This window comes from Anaerostipes sp. 494a, from assembly GCF_001940315.1.
GTDB classification, from domain to species: Bacteria; Bacillota; Clostridia; order Lachnospirales; family Lachnospiraceae; genus Anaerostipes; species Anaerostipes faecalis.
Genome location: NZ_MJIF01000001.1, coordinates 885,546 through 910,564 on the forward strand (window position 1 = coordinate 885,546; position 25,019 = coordinate 910,564).

A 25,019-nucleotide genomic window follows, 5' to 3' on the forward strand; every position below is an offset into this window, starting at 1 on the left:
ACGCATCGCCTACCATTCAATTGTTTCCACTGACTGTGGATGTTCATTTATTGTAATCTTGTTAACCTTTCCGTTTTTTATTTCAATTACCCTGTCTGCCATTGGAGCGATTGCCAGATTATGTGTAATAACCACTACCGTCTTACCTTTTTCCTTGCATGTATCCTGTAAAAGTTTTAATATGAATTTTCCCGTCTGATAATCTAACGCACCTGTTGGCTCATCACACAATAAAATCTTGGGATTTTTAGCCAATGCACGGGCAATGGACACCCTTTGCTGTTCTCCTCCGGAAAGTTGTGCCGGAAAATTCCCCAACCGGTCTTCTAATCCTACATCCTTCAGCACTTCTCTGGCATCCAGAGGATTCTGACTAATCTGCAATGCAAGTTCCACATTCTCAACAGCTGTCAGATTTGGAACCAGATTATAAAGCTGAAATACAAATCCTATATTATTTCTCCGGTATTTTGTAAGCTGTCTTTTATTCCATTTTGCAATATCTTCTCCATCTACAAAAACGGCGCCACTAGTTGCAGTATCCATACCTCCCAAAATGTTCAATACAGTTGTTTTTCCTGCACCACTGGCGCCAATGATCAAGGCAAATTCACCTTCCTCCACCGTAAAATCAATCCCATCTGCGGCTTTGGTAATCACTTCCCCTGACGTATATATTTTTTTTACATTTTCCAACCGAATCAATTCCATATTATATTCTCCTTGTATAAAGAATTTTAACATAGAATGTTTTTTTAGGCAAACAATGCACTCTTTTTATTTTCCTGAAAAAGCTGGCTATCGGAACTGATTGATTTTTCTCTGATATTCATATCCGATACTTTTTAATTTTTCTGCAATATCTTCCTGATCAAGGTTAAGACTTTTGCATAATTCTTCAAAACTGTCATAGTAATCTCTTAATTGAGTGTTAATATAACTTAACATAATAACCGGGTCTTTGGGTATCATTTTGTATTCTCCTATACTTCCACAACAAAGAAACATCCATCTTTGCCAATATCATAATAAATCTTATCCTTCTCAATGTGATGTATCATATAAATCAAGCCGAATCCGTGCTCCATACTGTATTCTTCAATTGCCTGAAATATTTCTTTGTCAGAATCTGCCTTTGTTACAAACTCCCGGCTACCATTCTTGTCTTTATAGTACAGTTTCACTGATTCACCTTCTTTCTGAAAAATACTTTAAAAAATACCCAATCATTTTTGAGTTTTATGTATTCTCTTCATCACAGGATATTTTGCAATGATCGAAGAGAAGATGAGCTATTCATTAAAGATGATAGCACAAATTCTTTCAATACAAAATATGCTACAATTGTTGATACAACAACTACGATCAATATCACATATGGTACCACATCTCTATTGGTATCCGGATATGAAACCATCCCTGCTATAAAATAAATATATCCCAAAACGCTTCCAATTACAATTGCGATTAAAGAAAATTGATATAATCCTAAAACAATTCCCAGAATACCAAGAATAAATCCCATGGAAGCACCCAGACTTTTCAATCCCGTAATCTGACAACTCTGAAACCAGTTGATTTCCGCCTTTGCCATAGCTTTCATAAGTCCAAGAACAAGGCCAGAGATAACCAAAGAAGAAATAGCTGAAATCAAAATGCCATAAATCAGAAATCCTCCTGCAGAAGGTGCCTGTGAGCTTACACTGCTTCCTGCACTTGTAAATGCAGATATTCCAGACATTGTCACAGAAATAATTTTATTGATTACAACAAACAAGAAAAGTCCTGATAGCAGTGCTTCAGCTCCCATCAAAATCAATCCGGATTTAGATGTTTCGTCTTCAACAGATTCCAAGAAACCTTCTACCGGATGCTTGATTATATCAAGCACTGTTTTAAAGAAACTAGCTGTAACTACTTCATCTTTCTGACAGCAGTCGCAAGGCTGTCCGTCTACCAATGGTTTCCCACATCTCGTACAAAAATTAGCCATTATTATCCTCTCCTTTTTCTTAATAATAGTAATATGATACTGAATTAATTACCCATTTTCCATTCTGTTTTATCATATATGCCGTCCCACTGATAGACAAAGTCTGTTTCTGATAACTGTTATCCCATCCCTGTGCTTCGTATTCTCTTGTTCCTGAAACATTAACAGGGACACCATCTGCAACAGTTCTATAAGTTGATCCACTAACTGTTGAGCAGTTTGTCAGGTTAATATCTCCAAGTTTCCTTGTAGAACTTCCAGTGTAATATGTATAACGACACAGATAAAATCCATACTGATTTGCCTTTTCTGCAGAAGCAAAATAGGATGCTAATGTGGCTGCACTGTTTCCTCTGATTTTAGCTTCTGTAATTGCAGGAAGATATTTCTTTAATGCCGCTACTGCATCTTGTTTAGATTGTTCAGAATACTGAATCTTACTGATGATAGATGTCGCTGAGGATGTATTAAAAGTGTAGCTATCCTTTTCAAATAATCCATTTGCACCACCAAATGTCAGCTTATGTGTACCGGTAAATACTTTTGCATAATAAGCACTTGTTGATAAAGATGATGAATTCGTATTCTTTGCTTCAATTCCATCAATTTTTACCGTTACTCCTGGAATCTCTGGAATTCTTACTGAAGTTGTTGTCAATCCGGTATCTGTCACACTGACAATTTCATATTTATCAAAAAACAGAAATGTCTTTTCAGCGGATTTTGCTACATTTACAACAAGGTAATCAGATCCTTTATTGATTCTGTATGTGTATGTATTATTACTATTTAGATATCCACCTGTTGGACTTGATAATTTATCAGGATTGCTCTGTTCCATAGTTTTTACAAAACATTCTTCATTAATAAAAGTATCCTCTTCCATATGGTATGCAGAATAAATTTCTGACCATTTTCCATTATTATAATTTTCCACAAATTTATTTACCACTGCTTCAGGTTTTCCACTTCTACTTCCAAAAAACCAGAATGCTCCAATAAGAACCACTAAAACTGCGACCTGAACTGTAACAATCTTTTTAGCTTTTGGGCTCATACCCTCTCCACTTTTTTGCTTTTTTGTAGTTTTTTTCGTTTTAGACGTCGTCTTCTTTGCTGCCTTTTTAATTTTTTCTGATGTTGTTTCTTTCTGCACTTCTATTTTTGCACCACATTCACCACAAAATAATGCGTCATCTTCGACTTTAGATCCACAATTTGGACAAAACATACTGACCTCTCTTTCCTACCTTGCATCTCTTTTTTTCAATTCTGCTGCAAAAGTATTAACATTTTTCTTCTCGTACTTGTTTAAAGAAATATCATCCTGATCATCCACAGATCCTTTGTACCATTTTTTCTTTCCAAATCGTTTCTGATTTTCTTTCTTGGTAAACTTTAATCCATGTCTTGCATAGATTTCATTGATTGCATATTGGATCTGTGATGTGGTCAATTTCTTTACAGCTGACGAACTGATATATGCTGAACCAGAAGTTGGGAACATATATCCATCATCTGCATCCATGACATTATCAGGATTCGTTGCATTTGATGTATTAGAATTACTATCATCGGATACATCAATAGTTTCCGTTGTGGTATCTGTACTGTCACTGACGATCACATCCGTACTGCCATCGTTACTGTCATTGCTGTCATCTGATGAGTCATTCTGCAATTTCTCTTTTACAAGGTTCGTTTTCTGATCCTCATGTTCTGTTCCGCTTTTCAATAAAAAAAACACAAGAACCACTGCCACAAGTACAATAGCAGCTGTCAAAATCATAATTACCTGTTTTTCACTCTTATTCATACTTATCCTCCTTTCCTGCTACTTTTTCATATATATATCAATCCCATCTGCAATTCCATTTGCTAAACGGTTCTGATAATCATCACTTGACAGTTTTCTGTCTTCTTCCGGATTTGACATAAATCCCATTTCAACAATAGTTACCGGAATCGTACACCAGTTTATTCCTGACATTTGATCTGTCTCTATAATCCCCCTGTTTTTAGCTGATGTTTTACGACACAAAGCATTCCCAACAGTCTGTGCAAGTCGCTGGCTTTTCTCAATGACCTCTCTCCCACAATATGGATTGGAGTCTGTCGGACACATGGTTAATGCTCCATCTGCTGATGAACTGTCGTCACTATTACAATGGATCCGCAAAAAAACACTTGCTCCACTGGAATTAGCCATTTGTGCACGTTCTTTATTGCTAAGAGATACATCATTACTTTCTCTGATCATATATACATCATACCCTCTGGAAATCAGTACATTTTTTAATTTTAAAGATACCTGTAAGTTAATTTCATATTCAGGAATTTTTGTTACACATCCTTCTGTTCCGGAAGAGACCATAGGTTTTGTCTCAGATGCTCCCGGTCCAATAGGTTCCTGTTCGGACATCTGCTTCTTCTGATGTCCGGGATCAATGGCTATTTTTATTTTTTTCTCTCTGATTTTCTTCTCTGTAGAAACTTCTGTTGATGTTTCTGATGCAGTGGTCGTTTCCTCAGTCTTTATATTATTATTCTTCTTTTGAAAATTACAGGAAGAGAATATCATTATTGTAAAAATCATCCATATGCAAATAGTATAATATTTTCTATTCATCCTATCTTCTATCCTCTTTAAACTTTATAGCTTTATTGTATCATACTCCTATCCTTATCCACAAGAAAAAAGAAAGCCATTCTGCATTATTTGACATTGATACACGATGGCTTTCCATGATAAATTTCTATGATTCTATGACATTCAATTTTCCCGTAACAGAGTCCATTACATACCCTGATATCTTTACATCTTCTGGAATCAAAGGATGCTTTCTTAACATTTCCACCGAATCTCTTACCGAATTATCAACACAGTCAAATCCTTCTAACCATGTATCAAAATCAATTCCGCAATGACGTATCAGATCAATTTTATCCTGATTGATTCCCCTTTTCTTCATCTGTTCTATCATCATATCACTGTTAATATGCTGAACACCGCAATCAGTGTGCCCGATGACCATAACTTCTTCAATTCCCAGTTCGTAAATACCTACCAGTACACTTCGAACCACACTTCCGAACATATGGCTGATAACACCTCCGGCATTTTTTATCATTTTTACATCTCCGTTTTTGACTCCCAATGCTGCCGGAAGTAATTCTGTCAGTCTTGTATCCATACATGTTATAATAGCTATCTTCTTATCCGGATATTTACTGGTTCTGTATTGTTCATATTTTCCTTCTTCAACAAATTTTTTATTAAATTCTAATATTTGATCTATCACGATTTAGCTCCTTTAATGTGTAATTTGTTCTGTTTTCCCATGACATGCCTTTAAATAATCATCTGGTGTCAGCTCGATCTGTATTCCATTTTTGCCTCCGCTGACCATGATGGTTGTCTGGTCTAATGCACTGCTGTCAAGTACCGTTGGATATTCCTTTTTCATTCCTATGGCAGTACATCCCCCACGAATATATCCTGTAATTTTATTAATGTCTTTCACATGAATCATTTCAACTGATTTTTCATCAACAGATTTTGCTGCTTTTTTCAAATCCAGTTCTTTGTGTATGGGTATGACAAACACAAAAAATCCCCCGTTTTTTCCAACTGTTACCAGTGTCTTAAAAACCTTCTCATAAGGTTCATCCAGCATATCCGCAATGGCTATTCCATCAATAAATTCCTTACATTCATATCGATGAATTTCATATGGAATCTTATTCCTTTCCAGTATTCTCATAGCATTTGTTTTTGCTTCTTTTTTTGCCAAAATATTTTCCTCCTGTCAATCGTTTTATAAATTATACTGTTCTTTTATCTAGCAAATAGTCCGTAAATCATTGATACGTAACAGGCAAAATCACCAATTCTTTTTCTTTGAAATCCCAGCTCAATTCTCCATGCGGTTTTTCTATTTTGAGAAGACATATATTCAGCCAGCTGATCAAGAGATTCAATTACACTATCATGCATTATGGTCCTCTGATCATTATCTCTCTCAGACTTTGGTGTAATCTTCCAGTGTGCTCTCAAATCGGCATAAGCAGTCATTCTTTCCAATGCATAACTCCATGCTGCCTCAAAATCCGGATCATCTTCCGGCGCAGCCGCAATAATATCTTCATAAATTTTCATTGCATCTTCAAATGTTAGATTATATGGTGCTTCCAGATAATTTTTATATATAAAGTCTTTAAACATAGAAAAACCTCCTTAAACAGTCTGTGTGATAATCACTTTTCATATAATATAATTTCTTTTTATATTATATCATTTTTTACTGTAAAAAGGAGTTTTTCTTTCATTATTGATTTAACTCTGCAATTCTGCTTACACCTACATATATTTCACTGATCTTATACCAGGTTGGATAATCCACAACTCCTGTCTGATCTAATCCAAAAACATTCTGAAACTTCCTGACTGCATCTGCTGTTTGTTCTCCATATTGCCCATCTGCGGCAACTTTTGGAATTGATGGATAATCTCGTGAAATCCGATTTAGCTGTTCCTGCATCTGTTTCACTTTATTTCCGCTTGATCCAATCGTCAGATCATATCCTGGCCAGGAAGAAGGAATACCTGCTATCTGCTCAGCTGTATTAATATACATATTTTCCCCATAATAGTATCGGAGAATCTCAATAGGTGAATATCCCTGATCACCTAGATACTTAGATCCCCATTGTGTCATCCACTCAGGGCAAGTTACCCTCTTTCCGTCGCAGTATTGTGTCAAAATAGGTTGTTTTACATTTGGTCTGGAAAGATAATTGGAAAAAATCTCATCTACGATTCTGTTAATAGATTCATAGGTGGTTTTCCCTGGCATCCACTTATGATCATACGCCGTAGATGACGTAATGGTAAAATCGTGTCCTTTATTACGGTACCATTCTGTATAAACACGATTTAAAGTAAAAGACATGATAGCCAGTATATTAGCCTCTAATGTTGCTCTGGGCCATGTGGAATATATTTCGCATGCAGCTACATTTTTAATGTAATCTTTGTAACGTACATAATGGTCTTCTGCTGTTTTATCTCCAACCGGTCCATCATGAACAATAATATATTCAGGAATCACCACACGACTTAAAACAATCTCCCCTGTTTCATTAACAGGCTTAATCTCTGCTTCTGCAATCTTTGGAGGATAATCCCCCCACAATGTATGTGGTCCAATAACAATTGCGCCTGTCTGATTGATTTCTCCCAAGGGCTTCATTCGAATATTCTGAATTCCCTGGGTGTCTGCAAGAATCTGAGCTCCTGCAACTGTTACCATTTCATAATCAGGAGCCGTTACCCTCACAGTATATTCTGAATAGGGCTGATTTTCCCCTGGTGACATACTATATTCTATCGGAGGAGCCGCCAGCTCAACACTCTCCGTCTGTCCATTTTCATCCGTTCTGATTTTTTCTATAACAGAATCGGGATCTCCTGTATAAGAAATTTCCACTTCTGCATTAACAATTGGACCAGCTGCAATCTCTGAATTTACTTGCACTTTCAATCTTCCACGATCAATCTGATCTCTATTTTGTGTATCCGGCATATAAACCTTCCAAAATCTTTTACTTTAATATATGAACAATCTCTATTTATGTTCAAAATGCTGATAATCTTTTGTGATTTCCAGTCACCACTCCAGGTAAAACCTCATATCCCCTTATATACAAAAGAATCCCGTATAAACGGGATTCCACATATTTTTTATTATAAAATTCCACCAATACTTACAAACAAAGGTGCAAACACAAGTGCCACAATAGTCATAAGTTTGATAAGGATATTGATTGAAGGTCCTGAAGTATCCTTAAACGGATCACCTACTGTATCACCTACGACAGCCGCTTTATGAGCATCGCTTCCTTTACCACCATGGTTTCCTTCTTCAATATATTTCTTTGCATTATCCCATGCTCCACCGGCATTTGCCATAAAAATAGCCATCATAACACCTGAAGCAAGGGATCCAACCAGCAATCCTCCCAATGCCTGAGTTCCCAGCAGAACACCGATCAGTAATGGAGCAATGATTGCCATAACACCCGGTAAAAGCATTTCTTTTAAAGCTGCAGATGTAGAAATTTCCACACAGCTCTTATAATCAGGTTTTCCTGTTCCTTCCATGATTCCCGGAATTTCTTTAAACTGACGGCGTACTTCTACGATCATTTCATTTGCTGTCTTACCAACAGACTGCATGGTAAATGCTGAAAACAGGAATGGCAGCATTCCGCCAACCAATACACCAACAATAACATTAGGATCCAGACAGTTGATTCCTTCTTCTAATAATCCTGTTGCCTGAGCATATGATGAAAACAATGCAAGTGCTGTTAATGCCGCAGAACCGATTGCAAATCCTTTTCCCATAGCTGCAGTAGTATTACCTACTGCATCCAGTTTATCTGTAATTTCACGAACTGATTCATCCAGTTCAGACATTTCTGCAATACCACCTGCATTATCTGCGATTGGTCCGTATGCATCAACTGCTACCGTAATTCCAGTTGTTGAAAGCATACCTACAGCAGCAAGTGCAATTCCATATAAACCAGCAAAATTATAAGCCACTACAACTGCAACACAGATACAAATGATAGGAATTGCAGTAGATTCCATACCAACTGCAAGACCAGAAATAATCGTAGTTGCAGAACCTGTTTCAGACTGATCTGCAATTTTCTTGACAGAGGCATAATTACTTGATGTATATACTTCTGTAATCTTTCCAATAATATTTCCTACAATAACTCCGGCAAGAATCGCCCAAAATGAATTCAAACTGCCGAAAAAGTGTTTACTTAAGAAAAAGGTTGCCACAAGTACAAGCACACTTGCAAAATATGTACCTCCATCTAAAGCTTTATGAGGATTCTGGCTCTTTGTATTTACAACAAAGAAAACACCGATGATAGATGCAACAATTCCTGTAGCTGCCAGAAGCAATGGATAAACAGCCCCTGTAATACCAAATGTTACAACGCCAATGGTAATTGCTGAGACTAAAGATCCAACATAAGATTCATAAAGGTCTGCACCCATTCCGGCAACGTCACCTACATTATCCCCTACGTTGTCAGCAATAACTGCCGGATTACGCGGATCATCTTCTGGAATTCCAGCTTCCACCTTACCTACCAGATCAGCTCCAACGTCTGCAGCTTTTGTATAAATTCCTCCACCTACACGTCCGAACAGTGCTACAGAAGATGCACCCAGACTAAATCCTGTCAATACATCTGGCTCACCTGTAATAAAGTAAACAACAGATACCCCAAACAGTCCAAGACCTACAACAGTAAGCCCCATAACAGCACCACCGGAAAAGGCAATCGATAAAGCCTTACTCATACCTCCTGTACTTGCTGCCTGCGCTGTTCTAACATTAGCTTTTGTTGCCGTATGCATTCCAATAAACCCAGCCAAAGCAGAAAATGCAGCGCCAAATAAGAAACAAACTGCTGATGTCCAGCTTTTAATTCCAAACCCGATTAAGACAAATACAACGAGACAGAAAACTACTAGTAATTTGTATTCAGCTCTTAAAAAGGCATGCGCTCCTTCATTGATTGAAGTGGCAATTTCTTTCATTCGCTCATTACCTGCATCTGCTTTATTAACTTTGGTCATAAGTGCAAATGCGACCAGTAATGATGCAATGCCTGCAATAATTGCAACATATAATCCCATAATATTTCTCCTTTCAATATTCTTATATTCAGCGTATGAACAAAATATCACACAAGATGTTATAAATTATAACAAACATTATGTACCTATGCAAGAACAAGGCCGGCAAGGTCTTTCCTATGTAATTAAGAACAAAGCGGACAAGTCCGCTATCAACCCCCTGTATCCCTCAATCATGAGGGACTTGCTCCGCTTTGCGTGCCGATGTGCAGCAGTTTTAACTGCTTTCCTTTGCACATCGTGCACATCCGCGCGGAGCGTTTTTTATTACATAGAAAATTCAAAGGAATTTCCTATGTAATAAAAAAGCCAATATACACTATCGTATATTGGCTTATCTTTTCCTATGATTAGTCGACTTTTACAACCCATCCATGTTTATCTTCAATTTTACCAAGCTGAATTCCTGTTACTGTATCATACAGTTTCTGGCTTAATTCACCAATTCCGCCATCCTGTACCTGCATAACTTCGTCTCCCATACGGAATTTACCAACTGGTGAGATAACTGCCGCTGTACCAGTTCCCCAAACTTCTTCCAGTGTTCCATTCTCCCATGCTTCCTTGATTTCATCAATGGCGATTCGTCTTTCTTCAACTTCCAATCCCCATTCTTTACATAAGTGGATAACGGAATCTCTTGTAATTCCAGGAAGAATACTTCCGTTCAGCATTGGAGTTAAAACTTTTCCATCAATCTTGAAGAAAATATTCATTGCTCCAACTTCTTCGATATATTTTCTATGTACACCATCTAACCAGAGTACCTGAGAATATCCTTCATCATGTGCTTTCACCTGAGATAAAATGCTGGCAGCATAGTTTCCACCAGTTTTTGCTTCTCCGATTCCTCCACGGACAGCTCTTACATAATCATCTTCAATCCAGATTCCTACTGGATCCAATCCTTCCGGATAGTAAGGTCCTACTGGAGATAAGATAATAATAAATTTATAATATGCTGATGTACGTAATCCTAAGAATGGATCTGTTCCAATAATAAAAGGACGAATATATAATGAATGATTTGGTTCACTTGGAATCCATTCTTTATCTAAACTAACTAATTCTTTGATTGCCTGTACATAATCTTCTTCTGGAATTTCCGGAATACATAATCTGTCTGAAGAACGGTTAGAACGTTTTGCATTCATATCCGGACGGAACAGCTGAATACTTCCATCTTCTCCATTATATGCTTTTAAGCCTTCAAAAACGCCCTGTCCATAATGGAAAATTGTAGCAGCAGGTGGCAGTGAAATTTCTCCGTAAGGAACGATTCTTGCATCATGCCATCCCTTTCCTTCTGTATAATCCATAATAAACATGTGATCTGTAAAAATGGTACCAAATAACAATGGATCATCTTTTGCAGGTTTTGCTTTTGGGCTTTCTGTTTTTGTAACTTTAATATCTAACATCCTCAATCTCTTCCTTCCTGTATCTAAGTCTTGCATTTATTATGAAACTTTTTTTTTTCAATGTCAATGCATTCTTTATACTTTTTCATACTTTAAGAATCGGTATTCTATGTCAAAATAAGTTTCTTCCTCACCTATAGAAGTAAGCTTCCATTCTGACATCTCATCCAGATTCGGAAAATAGGTATCTGCATCATAAGCATAATCTGTCCGGGTTACATATGCAACATTACAGTGTGGGAGCATCATTCGATAAATACTTTCACCCCCGATAATAAAAATATCTTCATCTGCATAATTCTTAAGTTCTTCCAATAACTCCTCTTTGCTATGAACTATAACCGCTCCTTTTACCTTGTAATCTTCATCTCTTGTTAAAACTATATTGGTTCGCCTAGGAAGAGGCATACCGTTTGGAAAACTTTCCAAAGTTTTTCTTCCCATTACCACAACTTTATCAATAGTTGTCTGTCGAAACATTTTCATATCATTTGGAATATGCACAAGCAGTTCGTTATTTTTTCCAATTCCCCAGTTTTTATCAGCATTTACAATGAGATTCATTTTTTTCCTCCTAAATTGCAATCGGTATATTTGTAATCTGTTCTCCAGCCTGATAATCTTCAATTCTGAAGTCATCCAGTGTAAAATCATAAAAATCTTTAATTTCCGGATTCATCCAGAATTTAGGTGCCGGATATGTCTCTCTCTTAATTAACTCTTTAATAACAGGAATATGTCTGTCATAAATATGTGCATCTGCAATAACATGAACAAACTCTCCCGGTTCCATATCACACACCTGTGCCAGCATATAAACCAAAACAGAATACTGAACAACGTTCCAGTTATTAGCAGCAAGTATATCTTGTGATCTCTGATTCAGAATCGCATTTAACGTCAGTTTGTCATGTCCCGGTTTCTTGGTGACATTAAAGGTCATACTATAGGCACATGGATAAAGATTCATCTCATGAAGATCCTGATGAACATAAATATTAGTCATGATTCTCCGGCTGTATGGATTATTTTTAAGATCATAGATTATCCGATCCACCTGATCCATCATACCTTCCTTATACTGATGTTTTACTCTCATCTGATATCCATATGCTTTTCCTATAGATCCATCCTCATCTGCCCACTCATCCCAGATTTTGCTTTTCAGATCATTAACATTATTAGACTTTCTCTGCCAGATCCATAGAAGCTCGTCAATTGCTGATTTAATATATGTCTTTCTTAAAGTCAAAGCTGGAAATTCTTTTGAAAGATCATATCGATTCACTACACCAAACTGCTTTATGGTATATGCAGGTGTCCCGTCAGGCCAGTGAGGGCGAACTTTCTCTCCCTCCGTACTTGTCCCATGATCTATAATATCCTGACACATGTTAATAAACAGCTTATCTGCATAACTCATGATTCTTTATCCTCACTTTCTTCTTTTTCACTGTTAATCGTCAGCATCTCTATCCTTTTTCTAAAAAATGCAATCTTACGGTCAAAAATACCAAGTCTGTATAAATTAATAGTAAACATTCCAAGTATCAGAGTCAGAAGCATTCCTCCAAGGCCACCCAGTTTAAACCCTACATAGATCAAAAAGATAGTCGTAAGAGCTGAAATACCCATGGTAGCTCCCATCATCTTTGGCTGCAGAACCTGTTTTAAGATAAGACAGATTGCGTATACAATTAAAAAAATGACTGCTGATTTTATATCCCCTGTCACCAGCTTCACAAGTGCCCAGGGGATAATAACTGTCCCTGTTCCTAAAATCGGGAAGATATCCACAATGCCAATCAATACCGCAAATATGAAAGCATATTGAACTCCTGCCACTTTAAGTCCAATCCATAAAATTGCCATCACGATAAACATGATTTTAATCTGTGCCAGACAATAACTTCCCAATACTCCCAATGTATTATGAACAAAAATATCTATTTTATGTTTTATCACATCTGGTATCATTTGCTGATACATCTTTATAAATTTTTCTTTATCTTTTAAGAAGACATAGGAAGAGAAAAACATTACAACAACACCGATCAATCCATTTGTCATTCCTTTTGCCATACTTCCGGCATGAGATACTCCATAATCTCCAATTCCTGTAGCCATCTTCTGCACCACTTGACCCAATGATCCTGCCACCTTAAGCATCTGATTCTGAAAACCATGGGGGAGCAAATGAACAAAATACTGAACCTTTCCCTGAAATTTTCCTATCTGCTGTGACATCTCCAGACGCAAATCCGGAAATCCCTGTATAAAGTTAATAATCTGTGTTCCCAACAGACGAATGATCAGATATAAGATTGCCAGGATTGCACTGATAACTGCTATAATTAACACAGCTGATCCAAATTTTTTGGGAATCTTTATCTTCTTCTCCAGATATTCAATAACAGGATGTGCGATCAGTGAAATAATCCAGCCAGCTACAAACGGCCATAAAAATCCTAAAACTTTCGGCAAAACAAAAATAATCAGGATTGCTCCTGCGACTATTACCAAAAGCTCCATAATTATATCCAAATAAATTTCCCAACGCTTCATGTAAGTCTCACCTCTTAATGCTAAAACATAATTTCCAGTAAACTAACTCTTGTCTGATATTATACGTTACATAATCTTATCTGGCAATTGTAATCTTATCTGCATTCCGGTCATAATAATAAACATTATCAGATAGTACTTCCTCACGATCTACTACACTTTGATTGGTCTCCCTCACCATTTTAAACAACTCCCCTATATCTTTTGCATCTTCTTCCAACAGGATTATGACTTCATGAATACTGCTTGGAAGAATATACAGATTACAATTCATACGTTCTGCAAATTCCTTTAAAATACCTTTATATATCATTGCCGATGCACCATTCATATAATCACCGTTTGACAATACAAAAACAGGAATATCTCCCTCTTCCACATGTACCGGAATCACTGACTGTATTTTTCTAATGGTTGGCGGGAATATCTTCTTGGTATTTGCTATGGCATCTGCTTTTAACTGTTCTTCCGTTATTCCCCACAAAATCATATCTCTGTATCTGACTATGGCACTTGCCATTCCGTCATGACTGCGGTATGCAATCCACCGGTAGGTTACCGCAAGATCCTCCATACGTTCATACGGACATTCTTGAAGCTGTTTCTGATTTCTCTCATAATTGACAAGACGAAAGAACAGATTCTCTTTGATAAAATCATAATCTTCAATCTTTCCCGGGTCCAGTGGAAAACATCCTTCATACTCCTCATATGCGGATGCAATTTCTGCTAAGACAGTATCAAGTTCCTCTCCTTTAGAATATTTTCTGTAAAACGGTTCAAGATATAAAACAGGAAGTAAGCGTTCCTCTCTTTTCCCTACAGATAATCCAATTCTTGACACCTGATTGTTCTTGGCTGTTTTCTGGACAACCGCTTCTTTCTCTCTGGTATCCTTCATAAATTCCAGAATGTGATGTTCAACATAACTGTAAAACTCTTTTTTACTTAACATGATGCTCTCCTTCCTTCATGGATGAAAACTCATGCATACCCCTGGCTGCTGCCATTCCTCACGTTTTCTATTTTTGTAAATAATTTCCATTTATATTTTATACAAATTCTGGAATAATATCAATATTTTTTTATAAAAAAGCGGACCTCCCATCGTTAGATTTTTAAATCTAATTTTAGGAGGCCAGTTCAGTTTTGTTTCTATCTTCTATTTAATATAGTCTTTAAAAAATTGAAGCAGTGCTTCCATTTCCTCTCGTGTTCCAATAGTGATTCTCAGGTAATTATCAATTCGAGGCTTTTTAAAATACCGAACATAAATCTTGTTCTTCTTTGCTTCAGCAAATAATTCCTCTGCAGGAACTGTTTTGTGAGTTGCAAATATAAAATTAGCCATGGAGTCAGCAAATGAAAAGCCAAGTTTTTTCATTTCTTCTTTAAACCATTCTCTCGTCTCAATAATTTTCTTTCTTGTTTCCTGAAAATATGCTTCATCTTCCAGCACAGCTTTTCCCATTATAATAGAAGGTTCGTTCATTGTATATGAATTGTATGAATATTTCACATCATTCATTGCTTTAATCAGTTCTTTATTTCCGATAGCATAACCTATACGCAATCCGGCAAGAGAACGTGATTTGGAATAGGTCTGAACCACAAGAAGATTCTCATATTTTCTTGTAAGCTCTTTTGCTGTTGTTCCTCCAAAATCAATATATGCTTCATCTACGATTACAACAACATCCTGATTATATTTTATAATGTCTTCAACTGCATCTAAAGACAGCATGGCTCCTGTAGGTGCATTTGGATTTGGAAAAACAATTCCACCATTTTCGCCATAATAGTCTTCCGGGATAATATTAAAATCATCATCTAACGGTTTTGTCTCATATGGAATCTGGAACAGATCTGCCCAGACAGGATAAAATGAATATGTAATATCCGGAAACAACACCGGTTTCTTTCCATTAAAAAAGGTTAAAAATGCGATTGCCAAAACATCATCTGATCCAACCCCTACAAATACTTCATCTCTTGTAAACCCATGATAATCTGCAATGGCATCAACCAGCTCTGCGGCTGCAGGATCCGGATATTTTCGAAGATTTTTAATATTTTCCATGGCTTCTAGAACCTTTGGTGATGGCGGATATGGATTTTCATTTGTGTTTAATTTAATAACATCCTGTTCTTTTGGCTGTTCCCCTGGTGTATACGGTTCCACATTTCTTACATTATCTCTCCAGCTGCTCATAATTCTCTCCCGTCTATTTATATTCATCCATCAGTTTCTGGAACAATGGCAATGCTTTTTCAATACGTTCTGTAGGTACACAATAGGATATTCTCACATGTCCCGGACATCCAAAACTGTCCCCTGGAACGATCAGAAGATCGTACTTCTTGGCTCTCTCGCAGAAAGCATTTGCATCTTCTTCCAATGCTTTCGGGAATAAATAGAAGGCTCCTCCCGGTTCCACACATTCATATCCCATATCAACAAGTGCATTGTAGAATAAATCTTTATTTCTCTGATAAATAGAAATATCAGCAGTCAGATCCACACATTCCCCAACAACTTTCTGATACAATGTTGGAACGCTTACATAAGACAGCAGTCTTCCTGAAGCAATAAATACAGGCAGCAGATTTTCAAAATCTTCTGCTTCTGTCGGTGCAACAATATATCCTACACGTTCTCCTGGAATAGACAAAGATTTACTGAATGAATATCCTACCAATGTATTATTATAATAATGTGGCACATAAGGTACCTCAAAACCATCATAAACAATTTCACGATACGGTTCATCCGTAATAATATAAATACTGTGTCCATATTCTTCCTGCTTCTTTTCCAGTAAAGCAGCCAGACGTTTAATCGTATCTTCAGAGTAAACTACTCCTGAAGGATTGTTTGGCGAATTAATCAAAACTGCTTTTGTATTTGTATTTAAAGCCTTCTCTAATTCATCAAAATTAATCTGAAAACTTGTTGTATCTGCCGGAATCACAGTAAGCTTGCATCCCGCACCTTGTGCATACACCTGATATTCTGGAAAATACGGAGCGAATGTAATAATTTCGTCTTCCGGTCCATCCACAAGACTCTTAAAACAGATTCCCAGTGCTGCCGCTGCCCCGATTGTCATAAAGATATTGGCAGCTGTATAATTTGTTGCAAACCGGCGATTCAGAGACTGTGCAATAGCTTCTCTAACTTCTAAAATTCCTGCATTGCTTGTATATCCGTGTACATCCACAGGATCTAGTGTATTTAAAAACTTTAAAGCGGTTTCATCTACTTCTTTGGGTGCAGGTACACTGGGATTTCCGATACTGAAATCAAATACGTTTTCAGCACCTACTTCTCTGGCACGCTGCATTCCAAATTCAAAAATGTCACGAATGACAGAATGTTGTTTTGATAATTCTAGTACTTCTTTTGATAACATGCTCTCTCTCCTTTTCTTTCATACTATTTTATAGGAAAAAGCAGAAAAATACAATATTACATTCCCTCATCAATTGCATCCCGTAAACTTTTTGTAAATTCATATACCTTTTCAGGACTTTCTTCCCCATATTTACTGATAATTTTTACAATTGCGCTTCCTACAATGACACCATCACAGTACTGACTCATCATTTTTGCCTGTTCTGGTCCGGAAATTCCAAATCCAACAGCACATGGAATTTTGGCACTCTTCTTAATCACACTAAAGAATTCATCAAAATCTGTAGTAAATTTACTTCTTGTTCCAGTCACACCAATGGAAGAAACACAATACAAGAAGCCTTCTGCTTCTTTTGCAATAGTTGCGATTCGTTCATGGGATGTTGGTGTTACCAGACTGATATTATCAACTCCATGAGCTGTAGCACTTCCCTGAATTTCATCCTTTTCCTCAAATGGCATATCCGGAACAATGACACCATCCACTCCACATTCGTTACATAAATCAAAAAATCTCTCTGTCCCAAAACGGTAAATGGTATTTAAATAAAGCATCATCACAAAAGAAGTCTCTTTAATTTCTTCACGAAGCTCTTTTACCATATTGAAGATTCCAACTAAAGTTGTTCCTCCTGCCAGAGAATGCTGGCTGGCTTCCTGAATCACGACACCTTCCGCAATAGGATCTGAAAATGGTACTCCAATTTCAATAATATCTGCCCCGGCACGTACCATAGCTCTGATATTTTCTTTGGTAGTCTCATATCCATAATCACCAGAAACAATATAAGTAATCAGGGCTTTCTGCCCTTTTTCCATTCTTTTTGCAAATGTATCTCTAATTTTCATCTAACTCCACTCCTCTGTATCTTGCTACCTGATATACATCTTTATCTCCACGCCCTGACAGGCAAATGACAATACTTTGATCTTTTCTCATAGTTGGAATAATTTCCATAGCTGCTGCCACTGCATGGGATGATTCAATGGCAGGAATAATTCCTTCTGTTTTAGACAGATATTCAAAAGCTGAAACTGCCTGTTCATCGGTAATACTTACATAATCCGCCCGTCCGATTTCATGAAGATGTGCATGTTCCGGCCCGATTCCAGGATAATCAAGTCCAGCTGAAATAGAATATACCGGATCAATCTGTCCTTCTTCATTCTGCAGGAACAAACTCTTCATTCCATGGAAAATTCCTTTGGTTCCTTTTGCAATGGTTGCTGCATGTTCTAATGTATCCACACCTCTTCCTGCTGCTTCTGCACCTACCAGGCGGACACTTTCATCTTTGATAAAATCATAAAATGCACCCATGGCATTGGATCCCCCTCCAACGCAAGCGACCACACAATCCGGAAGTTTTCCTTCCTGCTCCTGCATTTGCTGTCTGGTTTCTTCTCCGATAATTTTCTGGAAATCTCTTACCATGGTAGGATATGGATGAGGCCCCATAACAGAACCGATACAATAAAATGTTGTTTCAATATTTGTTGCCCAGTCTCTCATCGCTTCATTAATAGCATCTTTTAAGGTTCTGGTTCCACTCTGTACTGCAACAACTTTGGCTCCAAGAAGTTCCATACGATACGCATTAAGACTCTGTCTTTCCACATCTTCTGCACCCATGTAGACCACACATTCCATATCAAACAGTGCCGCAACTGTTGCTGTTGCTACTCCGTGCTGTCCAGCTCCTGTCTCTGCAATAATACGTTTCTTACCCATTCGTTTTGCAAGAAGAATCTGTCCCAGAACATTATTAATCTTATGAGCTCCTGTATGATTCAAATCTTCTCTCTTTAAATAAACTTTTGCTCCGCCCAGATCTTCTGTCATTTTTTTTGCAAAATACAATAATGATGGTCGATTTGCATATTCTCTGTAATATTTGTGAAGTTCTTCCAGAAACTCCGGATCATTTTTATATTTTTCATATGCTTCATTCAGTTCATTGACTGCATTCATAACGATTTCCGGTACATACTGTCCACCGTACTCTCCAAATCTACCTATTTTACTCATTTTTTCCTCCTGTGATTTCCATGATTTTTTTCATTTTATCTAAATCTTTCTTTTTTTCAGTTTCAATTCCACTGGAAATATCAATTCCATAAGGATCAATCCTTTTTATGATATTTCCAGTGTTTTCTATGGTTAATCCCCCCGCCACAAAAAATGGTTTCTCGATGGATGCCTGTTCAATCAATGAAACATTCATTAATTTCCCTGTTCCCCCATAAGCATCTTCTGAGAAACTATCTAATAAAATTTTATCTGCAGAAAGTTTCTGTACTTTTTCAATATCTTCTGCTGCACGGACTCTTGCCGCTTTCCAGATTTCAAGCCCTGTCTTTTCACGAAGTCCGGTAATAACCTCTTCTGTTTCATCTCCATGAAGCTGGATGATATCCAAAGGAACTTCCTTTGCTATCTGAACCATAACGTTCATAGATTCATTAACAAAAACCCCTACGGCTTTGATTTCGGGATTTAATGCCTTTTTTAATTTTACAGCAGTTTCTATACTGATCTTTCGCCACGTATCTGCAAAAATAAATCCGATATAATCTGGTCTTACTTCATTGGCATATTCAATATCTTCTATCCTGCGAAGACCGCACATTTTTACTTTCATAAGCTGCTCCGTAATTCCTGCATAGTTTCTGCAATATTATCTGAACGCATAAATGTTTCTCCAATCAGTACCGCGTCTGCTCCCTGATTTCTTACATTTAACAGGTCCTCTTTCCCTTTCATTCCGCTTTCAGATACCAAAACTGCTTCATATGGTATCTTATCCGCCAGCTTGGAAGTTGTACTTAGATCTACATCAAAAGTTTTCAAATTCCGGTTGTTGATGCCGATAATATCACATCCACAGGAAACAACTTTTTTCAATTCCTCCTCGTTATGTACTTCTACCAGACAATCCATACCAAGGCTCTTCCCTAATTCATACAATTCCTTTAATTTATCTTCTTCTAAAATTGCTGCAATCAGCAGAATTGCATCTGCACCAAGAACTTTTGCTTCATAAATCTGATAAGCGTCAAAGATAAAATCTTTCCGAAGCATTGGAATCTCAACTTTTGAACGAATATCTGCGAAATACTTGCTGCCGCCTTTAAAATAATGTTCTTCTGTCAGGCAGGAAATTGCCGATGCTCCGGCATTTTCATAAGCCACTGCTGTTTCCACCGGGCGGAAATCTTCGGCAATGATTCCTTTGGAAGGAGATGCTTTTTTTACTTCTGCAATGACTGATAACCCTTCTTTTTCCAAAGCCTGTTTAAAACCATGATTTTTATTTGAGGAATTCTGGGCCATCTCTTTCATTTCTTCAAACGGTATATACTCTTTTTCCCTTTGAAGCTGTTTTTCTCTTTCTTCTACAATATCATCTAAAATCATTTAAAACTCCTAACATGCTGCTGTAAATTCTACAAACTCATTTAATTTTTCCATTGCTTTTCCAGAATCAATCATTTCTTTTGCAAGATCTATTCCTGCTTTTAAGGACTCAGCCTTTCCAACCGTATATAATGCAGCACCTGCATTTAATAAAACAATATCCCTTTTGGCACCTTGTTCTTTTCCAGAAAGAATATTTTTGGTAATCTCAGCATTTTCCTGGGCAGTACCACCAACAATATCTTCTTTATTATAAAGAGATAATCCATAATCTTCCGGATGAATCGTATATTCTTTGATTTCTCCATGATCAACTTCCGCCACACTGGTCGTAGAAGAAATAGATAATTCATCCAGTTTGTCATCTCCGTAAACTACCATGGCATGTTTAATTCCCAGATTATTTAATACATTTGCAATGGTATGAACCAATGGTTTTTCATAAACACCAAGAACAATATAATCTGTCTTTGCCGGATTTCCTAAAGGTCCTAGAATATTAAATACTGTACGAATTCCCAGCTGTCCGCGAACCGGACCTGCATATTTCATTGCTCCATGATGTGTTTGTGCAAATAAAAATGCCACACCTACTTCATCTACACATCTTTTATTTTCCTCCGCAGATAATCCGATTTTGGCTCCCAGAGCTTCCAGTACATCTGCAGCCCCGCTTTTGGATGATACACTGCGGTTTCCATGTTTCGCCACCTTGGCTCCTGCTGCAGCAATAACAAAGGATGCTGTTGTTGAAATATTAAAGCTGGCTGCCAGATCCCCGCCTGTTCCTACAATATCAATGGCATCTGTCTCGCCTTCCACAATAACTGCATTATCTCTCATAGCTCTGGCACATCCGGATATTTCTTCCGGTGTTTCTCCATTGATACGAAGTGCTGTAATAAATCCTGCAATCTGTGCTTCTGTTGCTTCCCCTTTAAAGATAATGTTCATTGCTTTGTATGCTTCTTTTTCTGTTAAATGCTTTCCATCTGCAACCTTTGCTAAAATATCCTTCATTGTCTGCTCCTTTTTTCCGTCTAAATTAATGTCTGCAATGTTTTCTAAAAAGTTTTTTAAAATTTGTTTTCCTGTATCTGTTAATATGGATTCCGGGTGAAACTGGATTCCATATACATCGTATTTTTTATGTCGAAGTGCCATGATCTGTCCTGACTCATCAGATCCTAGAACCTTTAAACACTCTGGAAAACTGTCTCCATCCACAATTAAAGAATGATAACGGGCTGCACTGATCTTAGGATTTAATCCCTGAAACAAAGAATCTGTTGTGTCTATATCAATAACACTTTTTTTACCATGCATCAGCTCTTTTGCATGTACGATTTTTCCTCCAAATACTTCTCCAATTGCCTGATGTCCAAGACAAATTCCAAGGATTGGTATTTTCCCTGCAAAGTATTTGATAGCCTTTTTTGATATTCCTGCAGAATCCGGAAATCCAGGTCCTGGTGAAATTACCAATGCTTCCAGATCCATCTGTTCCATTTCTTCTATGGTAATCTGATCATTTCTTACTACTTCTATATTTGGATACAATTCTCCAATGTACTGATAAACATTATAAGTAAAGGAATCGTAATTATCGATTAATAAGATCATAACTTTGCCGCCTCCTTAATTGCATTGATTACTGCCAGCGCTTTGTTTTTCGTTTCCATATATTCTTTTGCCGGAACAGAATCTGCTACAATCCCTGCCCCCGCCTGTACATAGCCTTTTCCATCTTTAAATACAGCTGTCCGAATGGCAATACAGGTATCAATATTTCCGTCAAATGCTAAATAACCAACCGTTCCTCCATAAACTCCTCGTTTTTTGTTTTCCAGCTCATCGATAATCTCCATGGCACGAACTTTCGGTGCTCCGGATAAAGTTCCAGCTGGCAGGACACTCATCAGTGCATCCAGGGCTGTTTTATCATTTCTTAACTCTCCCTGCACATCGCTGACCAGATGTGTCACTTTGGAGTACTGCTCTACCGTCATAAAATTGTTTACTTTTACGGTTCCAAATTTGCTGACCCTTCCGATATCATTTCTTCCAAGATCCACTAACATGGTATGTTCTGCCCGTTCTTTCGGATCATTCATCAGCTGCTCTACCAGTTTCTGATCTTCTTCCTTGGTCTTTCCTCTTGGAACTGTCCCTGCAATCGGCTTTGTTGTTACAATTCCCTGATCGACTCCCACCAGTTTTTCTGGAGAAGATCCGACCACCTGATAATCTACAAAATCAAAATAATACAGATACGGAGATGGATTAGAAGTACGCAGGCAACGATAAACATCCAATGGATCAACATCACTTTCTACTTCCATTCTCTGTGAAAGTACCACCTGGAAAATATCCCCGTCTTTAATGTATTCTTTTGCCTTTCTTACATTTGCCTCATACTCTTCTTTTGTCAGATTGGATTTCACCTGAATATCTCCGGCTTCAAAACGATCCTTTTGTAAAGATACCGGACGTTCCATTTTCTTTAAAATCAGTTCTGCTTTATCTTCCAGATCCTTATAAACCCGTTTTACATCATCACCCTGATAAATGTTTTGAATAACGATTGCTTTACTTGTCAAATGATCATAAGCAATAAGCTCATCGTACATACATAAATGACATTCCGGCATATGAAGGTCATCTTCCGGAACATTGGTCAGACGCTTTTCTACATAACGAATGGTGTCATAACCAAAATATCCGATCAAACCGCCGGTTAAATAAGGCTGATCTTCTATCATCGGTGACTGATACTTCTTTACCAGACTGATTAGATAAGAAATATGATCTTCCACAATTTCCTTGTTTCCATCAATATCAATTTCATTACCCTGAATCTTTATCTCAGATTTTGGATTGACTCCAATAAAAGAATAACGCCCCCACTGATTGCTGTTCTCCACACTTTCCAAAATAAAACATGGAGTTCCTTCTCTTTTTAATGCCCGAAACATACGAATCGGTGTTAAATGATCTGCCAGTACCTCATAGAAAACAGGTACGGTCTGATATTCTTCTAATAATTCATTAACTTTTTCCAATGATGGATATAACATAATCTTGCCTCCTGATCATAAACCGATCGCCAGGTGGAGCATTTTTATTTTCAGGGAATTCAACGAAATCTCCTGGAAATAAAAAAGGCCTATCATCCCTAATCCTAGGGACGATAGACCGTGGTGCCACCCATATTTAAGAAACTCGTCCTGTATGTGCCTACAGAGAGAATTTCTCCTTCTTAAAGTACTCCGCTATTGAAAGCTTTTATACCTCGTTCCCGTAACGTGGGATAACGGCGACAGTTACTTAGTTACTAAAAACAGTTCTCTGTGCTCCTCACAAATCCATTCACTCATATCATATCCATAGTTTTGCACCAACCAACTACTCTCTGTAAGACTGTATTATAAGCTACTTACTTTTGCTCAAAGGATTTATCACTTTAATCTGCTAAATTGTTTTTTATTATTATATGCACATTATTTCAATTTGTCAACTATTTTTTTATACCTGGCAGCTTGCGACAATTTTATATTCTTCCGGAATTCCATATGTATTTTCTACTGGTCCCAGTTTCCACTGAACATTGCAAAGAACCTGTTCAATAACTCCTTCAAAATACAGCATTGCAATTCCCGCATCAATCTGCTCTTCATATTCGTTGGTTTCTTCATCCTCGCGGACTGCAAGAATAATCTTGGCTCCGTCAATAATAAATCTCCATGGCTGGCGGTTTAATGTAGATGGAGCTCTTCTTGCATAATCCATTGGATCGTATAAAGCACGTTCTACCAATGTATCAACATCTGCTTCTTCACCCCATTTGTCAATATATACCATCTGCTGAAGCGGCATTCTTTCAGCACCAGTCTGTGCTTTCTTCTGCATATCAACCTGTGTATAATTTCCTCCAGTCTGTACTCCTCCGGTTGTCAGTTTTCTTGCTTTCTTTCCATATCCCAAAGCAATAATTCCAACGACTTCTTTATCTGTCACGATATTCAGCTTATGAATAATTGTTTTGCTGTCCTCAAAAGTAATCCAGCAGGAATTTACACCTAACTCATGGGCTCTCAAGCAAATTCCTTCTCCCACGTAACCTGCATTCTCAATATAATGATCTTTTTTCTCAGAAAGAAGAATAGCATAATGAGGTGCATTAATAAAAATTCCTTTATATCCTGCAAAACCATCTAACTGGCGATAAACATCGTCATTATCCATAAAACGGATGTCAATTGCTATATCATCTACCAGTTTCGGACATTCTCTTGCATAATCTCTGATTTCCTTTGCTGTCTTCGCATCTACTTTTTTGTCCTTATAATCACGAACGGAATATTTATTTGCGATTGTCTGTCTGTAATCCATACTGATCAGCTCCTTTTTCTGTATCCATCAAGTTTATTGTTTGGTTTTATTATATCATACTCGCATTATATTTCCAAAATAATCTG

26 protein-coding genes and 1 other annotated feature are annotated in these 25,019 nt (G+C 37.3%); all 26 genes read right to left on the bottom strand.

Features of this window, described 5'->3' with window-relative positions; translation table 11 throughout:
- Positions 1 to 9: 9 nt before the first annotated feature.
- Entirely contained in the window at positions 10 to 711 is a 702-nt protein-coding gene (locus BHF70_RS04510; protein ID WP_075759146.1) for an ABC transporter ATP-binding protein, read from the bottom strand.
- 87 nt (positions 712 to 798) lie between these two features.
- Positions 799 to 972, bottom strand: a complete 174-nt coding sequence (locus BHF70_RS04515) for a DUF4250 domain-containing protein (protein WP_075759147.1) — start codon at positions 970 to 972, stop codon at positions 799 to 801.
- An 11-nt stretch (positions 973 to 983) separates the two neighbouring features.
- Positions 984 to 1,184, bottom strand: coding sequence for a dihydroorotate dehydrogenase (locus BHF70_RS04520; RefSeq protein WP_075759148.1), 201 nt, complete (start codon positions 1,182 to 1,184; stop codon positions 984 to 986).
- Between the two features lie 71 nt (positions 1,185 to 1,255).
- On the bottom strand, positions 1,256 to 1,993 hold the full coding sequence (locus BHF70_RS12610; protein WP_230973558.1) for a hypothetical protein: 738 nt from the start codon (positions 1,991 to 1,993) through the stop codon (positions 1,256 to 1,258).
- 19 nt (positions 1,994 to 2,012) lie between these two features.
- Positions 2,013 to 3,224 carry a zinc-ribbon domain-containing protein gene (locus BHF70_RS04530; RefSeq protein WP_075759149.1) on the bottom strand — a complete coding sequence of 404 codons (1,212 nt, stop codon included), beginning with the start codon at positions 3,222 to 3,224 and terminating at the stop codon, positions 2,013 to 2,015.
- 15 nt (positions 3,225 to 3,239) lie between these two features.
- Entirely contained in the window at positions 3,240 to 3,809 is a 570-nt protein-coding gene (locus tag BHF70_RS04535; RefSeq protein WP_075759150.1) for a YARHG domain-containing protein, read from the bottom strand.
- A gap of 18 nt (positions 3,810 to 3,827) precedes the next feature.
- The gene (locus tag BHF70_RS04540) at positions 3,828 to 4,622 is read right to left on the bottom strand and encodes an N-acetylmuramoyl-L-alanine amidase (protein ID WP_083638285.1); all 795 of its coding nucleotides are present in this window, start codon (positions 4,620 to 4,622) and stop codon (positions 3,828 to 3,830) included.
- 127 nt (positions 4,623 to 4,749) lie between these two features.
- Positions 4,750 to 5,295 (bottom strand): beta-class carbonic anhydrase, encoded by a 546-nt coding sequence (locus tag BHF70_RS04545; RefSeq protein WP_075759151.1) that lies wholly within the window; start codon positions 5,293 to 5,295, stop codon positions 4,750 to 4,752.
- Positions 5,296 to 5,307: 12 nt separating this feature from the next.
- Positions 5,308 to 5,787 (bottom strand): Cys-tRNA(Pro) deacylase, encoded by a 480-nt coding sequence (gene ybaK / locus BHF70_RS04550; protein ID WP_075759152.1) that lies wholly within the window; start codon positions 5,785 to 5,787, stop codon positions 5,308 to 5,310.
- A 44-nt stretch (positions 5,788 to 5,831) separates the two neighbouring features.
- Complete coding sequence (locus BHF70_RS04555; protein ID WP_075759153.1) at positions 5,832 to 6,218, bottom strand: hypothetical protein; 387 nt, start codon at positions 6,216 to 6,218, stop codon at positions 5,832 to 5,834.
- A 103-nt stretch (positions 6,219 to 6,321) separates the two neighbouring features.
- Positions 6,322 to 7,578 carry a peptidoglycan-binding protein gene (locus tag BHF70_RS04560; protein ID WP_075759154.1) on the bottom strand — a complete coding sequence of 419 codons (1,257 nt, stop codon included), beginning with the start codon at positions 7,576 to 7,578 and terminating at the stop codon, positions 6,322 to 6,324.
- 161 nt (positions 7,579 to 7,739) lie between these two features.
- Positions 7,740 to 9,722 carry a sodium-translocating pyrophosphatase gene (locus tag BHF70_RS04565; protein WP_075759155.1) on the bottom strand — a complete coding sequence of 661 codons (1,983 nt, stop codon included), beginning with the start codon at positions 9,720 to 9,722 and terminating at the stop codon, positions 7,740 to 7,742.
- 350 nt (positions 9,723 to 10,072) lie between these two features.
- Entirely contained in the window at positions 10,073 to 11,143 is a 1,071-nt protein-coding gene (locus tag BHF70_RS04570) for a branched-chain amino acid aminotransferase (protein ID WP_075759156.1), read from the bottom strand.
- Positions 11,144 to 11,218: 75 nt separating this feature from the next.
- On the bottom strand, positions 11,219 to 11,707 hold the full coding sequence (locus BHF70_RS04575) for a dihydrofolate reductase (protein WP_075759157.1): 489 nt from the start codon (positions 11,705 to 11,707) through the stop codon (positions 11,219 to 11,221).
- Positions 11,708 to 11,717: 10 nt separating this feature from the next.
- Entirely contained in the window at positions 11,718 to 12,566 is an 849-nt protein-coding gene (gene thyA, locus BHF70_RS04580) for a thymidylate synthase (protein WP_075759158.1), read from the bottom strand.
- Complete coding sequence (locus BHF70_RS04585; RefSeq protein ID WP_075759159.1) at positions 12,563 to 13,708, bottom strand: AI-2E family transporter; 1,146 nt, start codon at positions 13,706 to 13,708, stop codon at positions 12,563 to 12,565. Before BHF70_RS04585 ends, thyA begins: the two co-directional genes overlap by 4 nt.
- Positions 13,709 to 13,784: 76 nt before the next feature.
- Positions 13,785 to 14,663, bottom strand: a complete 879-nt coding sequence (locus tag BHF70_RS04590; protein WP_075759160.1) for a DUF5688 family protein — start codon at positions 14,661 to 14,663, stop codon at positions 13,785 to 13,787.
- Between the two features lie 207 nt (positions 14,664 to 14,870).
- On the bottom strand, positions 14,871 to 15,920 hold the full coding sequence (gene hisC, locus BHF70_RS04595) for a histidinol-phosphate transaminase (RefSeq protein WP_075759161.1): 1,050 nt from the start codon (positions 15,918 to 15,920) through the stop codon (positions 14,871 to 14,873).
- A gap of 13 nt (positions 15,921 to 15,933) precedes the next feature.
- Entirely contained in the window at positions 15,934 to 17,121 is a 1,188-nt protein-coding gene (locus BHF70_RS04600) for a pyridoxal phosphate-dependent aminotransferase (protein WP_075759162.1), read from the bottom strand.
- Positions 17,122 to 17,177: 56 nt separating this feature from the next.
- The gene (trpA, locus tag BHF70_RS04605; RefSeq protein WP_075759163.1) at positions 17,178 to 17,972 is read right to left on the bottom strand and encodes a tryptophan synthase subunit alpha; all 795 of its coding nucleotides are present in this window, start codon (positions 17,970 to 17,972) and stop codon (positions 17,178 to 17,180) included.
- On the bottom strand, positions 17,962 to 19,152 hold the full coding sequence (gene trpB / locus BHF70_RS04610) for a tryptophan synthase subunit beta (RefSeq protein WP_075759164.1): 1,191 nt from the start codon (positions 19,150 to 19,152) through the stop codon (positions 17,962 to 17,964). Before trpB ends, trpA begins: the two co-directional genes overlap by 11 nt.
- Positions 19,145 to 19,765: a phosphoribosylanthranilate isomerase gene (locus tag BHF70_RS04615; protein ID WP_075759165.1), complete on the bottom strand. Its 621-nt coding sequence runs from the start codon at positions 19,763 to 19,765 to the stop codon at positions 19,145 to 19,147. Before BHF70_RS04615 ends, trpB begins: the two co-directional genes overlap by 8 nt.
- Positions 19,762 to 20,541, bottom strand: coding sequence for an indole-3-glycerol phosphate synthase TrpC (gene trpC / locus BHF70_RS04620; protein ID WP_075759166.1), 780 nt, complete (start codon positions 20,539 to 20,541; stop codon positions 19,762 to 19,764). Before trpC ends, BHF70_RS04615 begins: the two co-directional genes overlap by 4 nt.
- Positions 20,542 to 20,550: 9 nt before the next feature.
- On the bottom strand, positions 20,551 to 22,164 hold the full coding sequence (locus BHF70_RS04625; RefSeq protein ID WP_075759167.1) for a bifunctional anthranilate synthase component II/anthranilate phosphoribosyltransferase: 1,614 nt from the start codon (positions 22,162 to 22,164) through the stop codon (positions 20,551 to 20,553).
- Positions 22,161 to 23,618 (bottom strand): anthranilate synthase component I, encoded by a 1,458-nt coding sequence (trpE, locus tag BHF70_RS04630; protein WP_075759168.1) that lies wholly within the window; start codon positions 23,616 to 23,618, stop codon positions 22,161 to 22,163. Before trpE ends, BHF70_RS04625 begins: the two co-directional genes overlap by 4 nt.
- Before the next feature lie 103 nt (positions 23,619 to 23,721).
- Positions 23,722 to 24,000 (bottom strand) — a binding site (T-box leader).
- Positions 24,001 to 24,066: 66 nt separating this feature from the next.
- Positions 24,067 to 24,933: a nitroreductase family protein gene (locus tag BHF70_RS04635; RefSeq protein ID WP_075759169.1), complete on the bottom strand. Its 867-nt coding sequence runs from the start codon at positions 24,931 to 24,933 to the stop codon at positions 24,067 to 24,069.
- Positions 24,934 to 25,019: the final 86 nt, after the last annotated feature.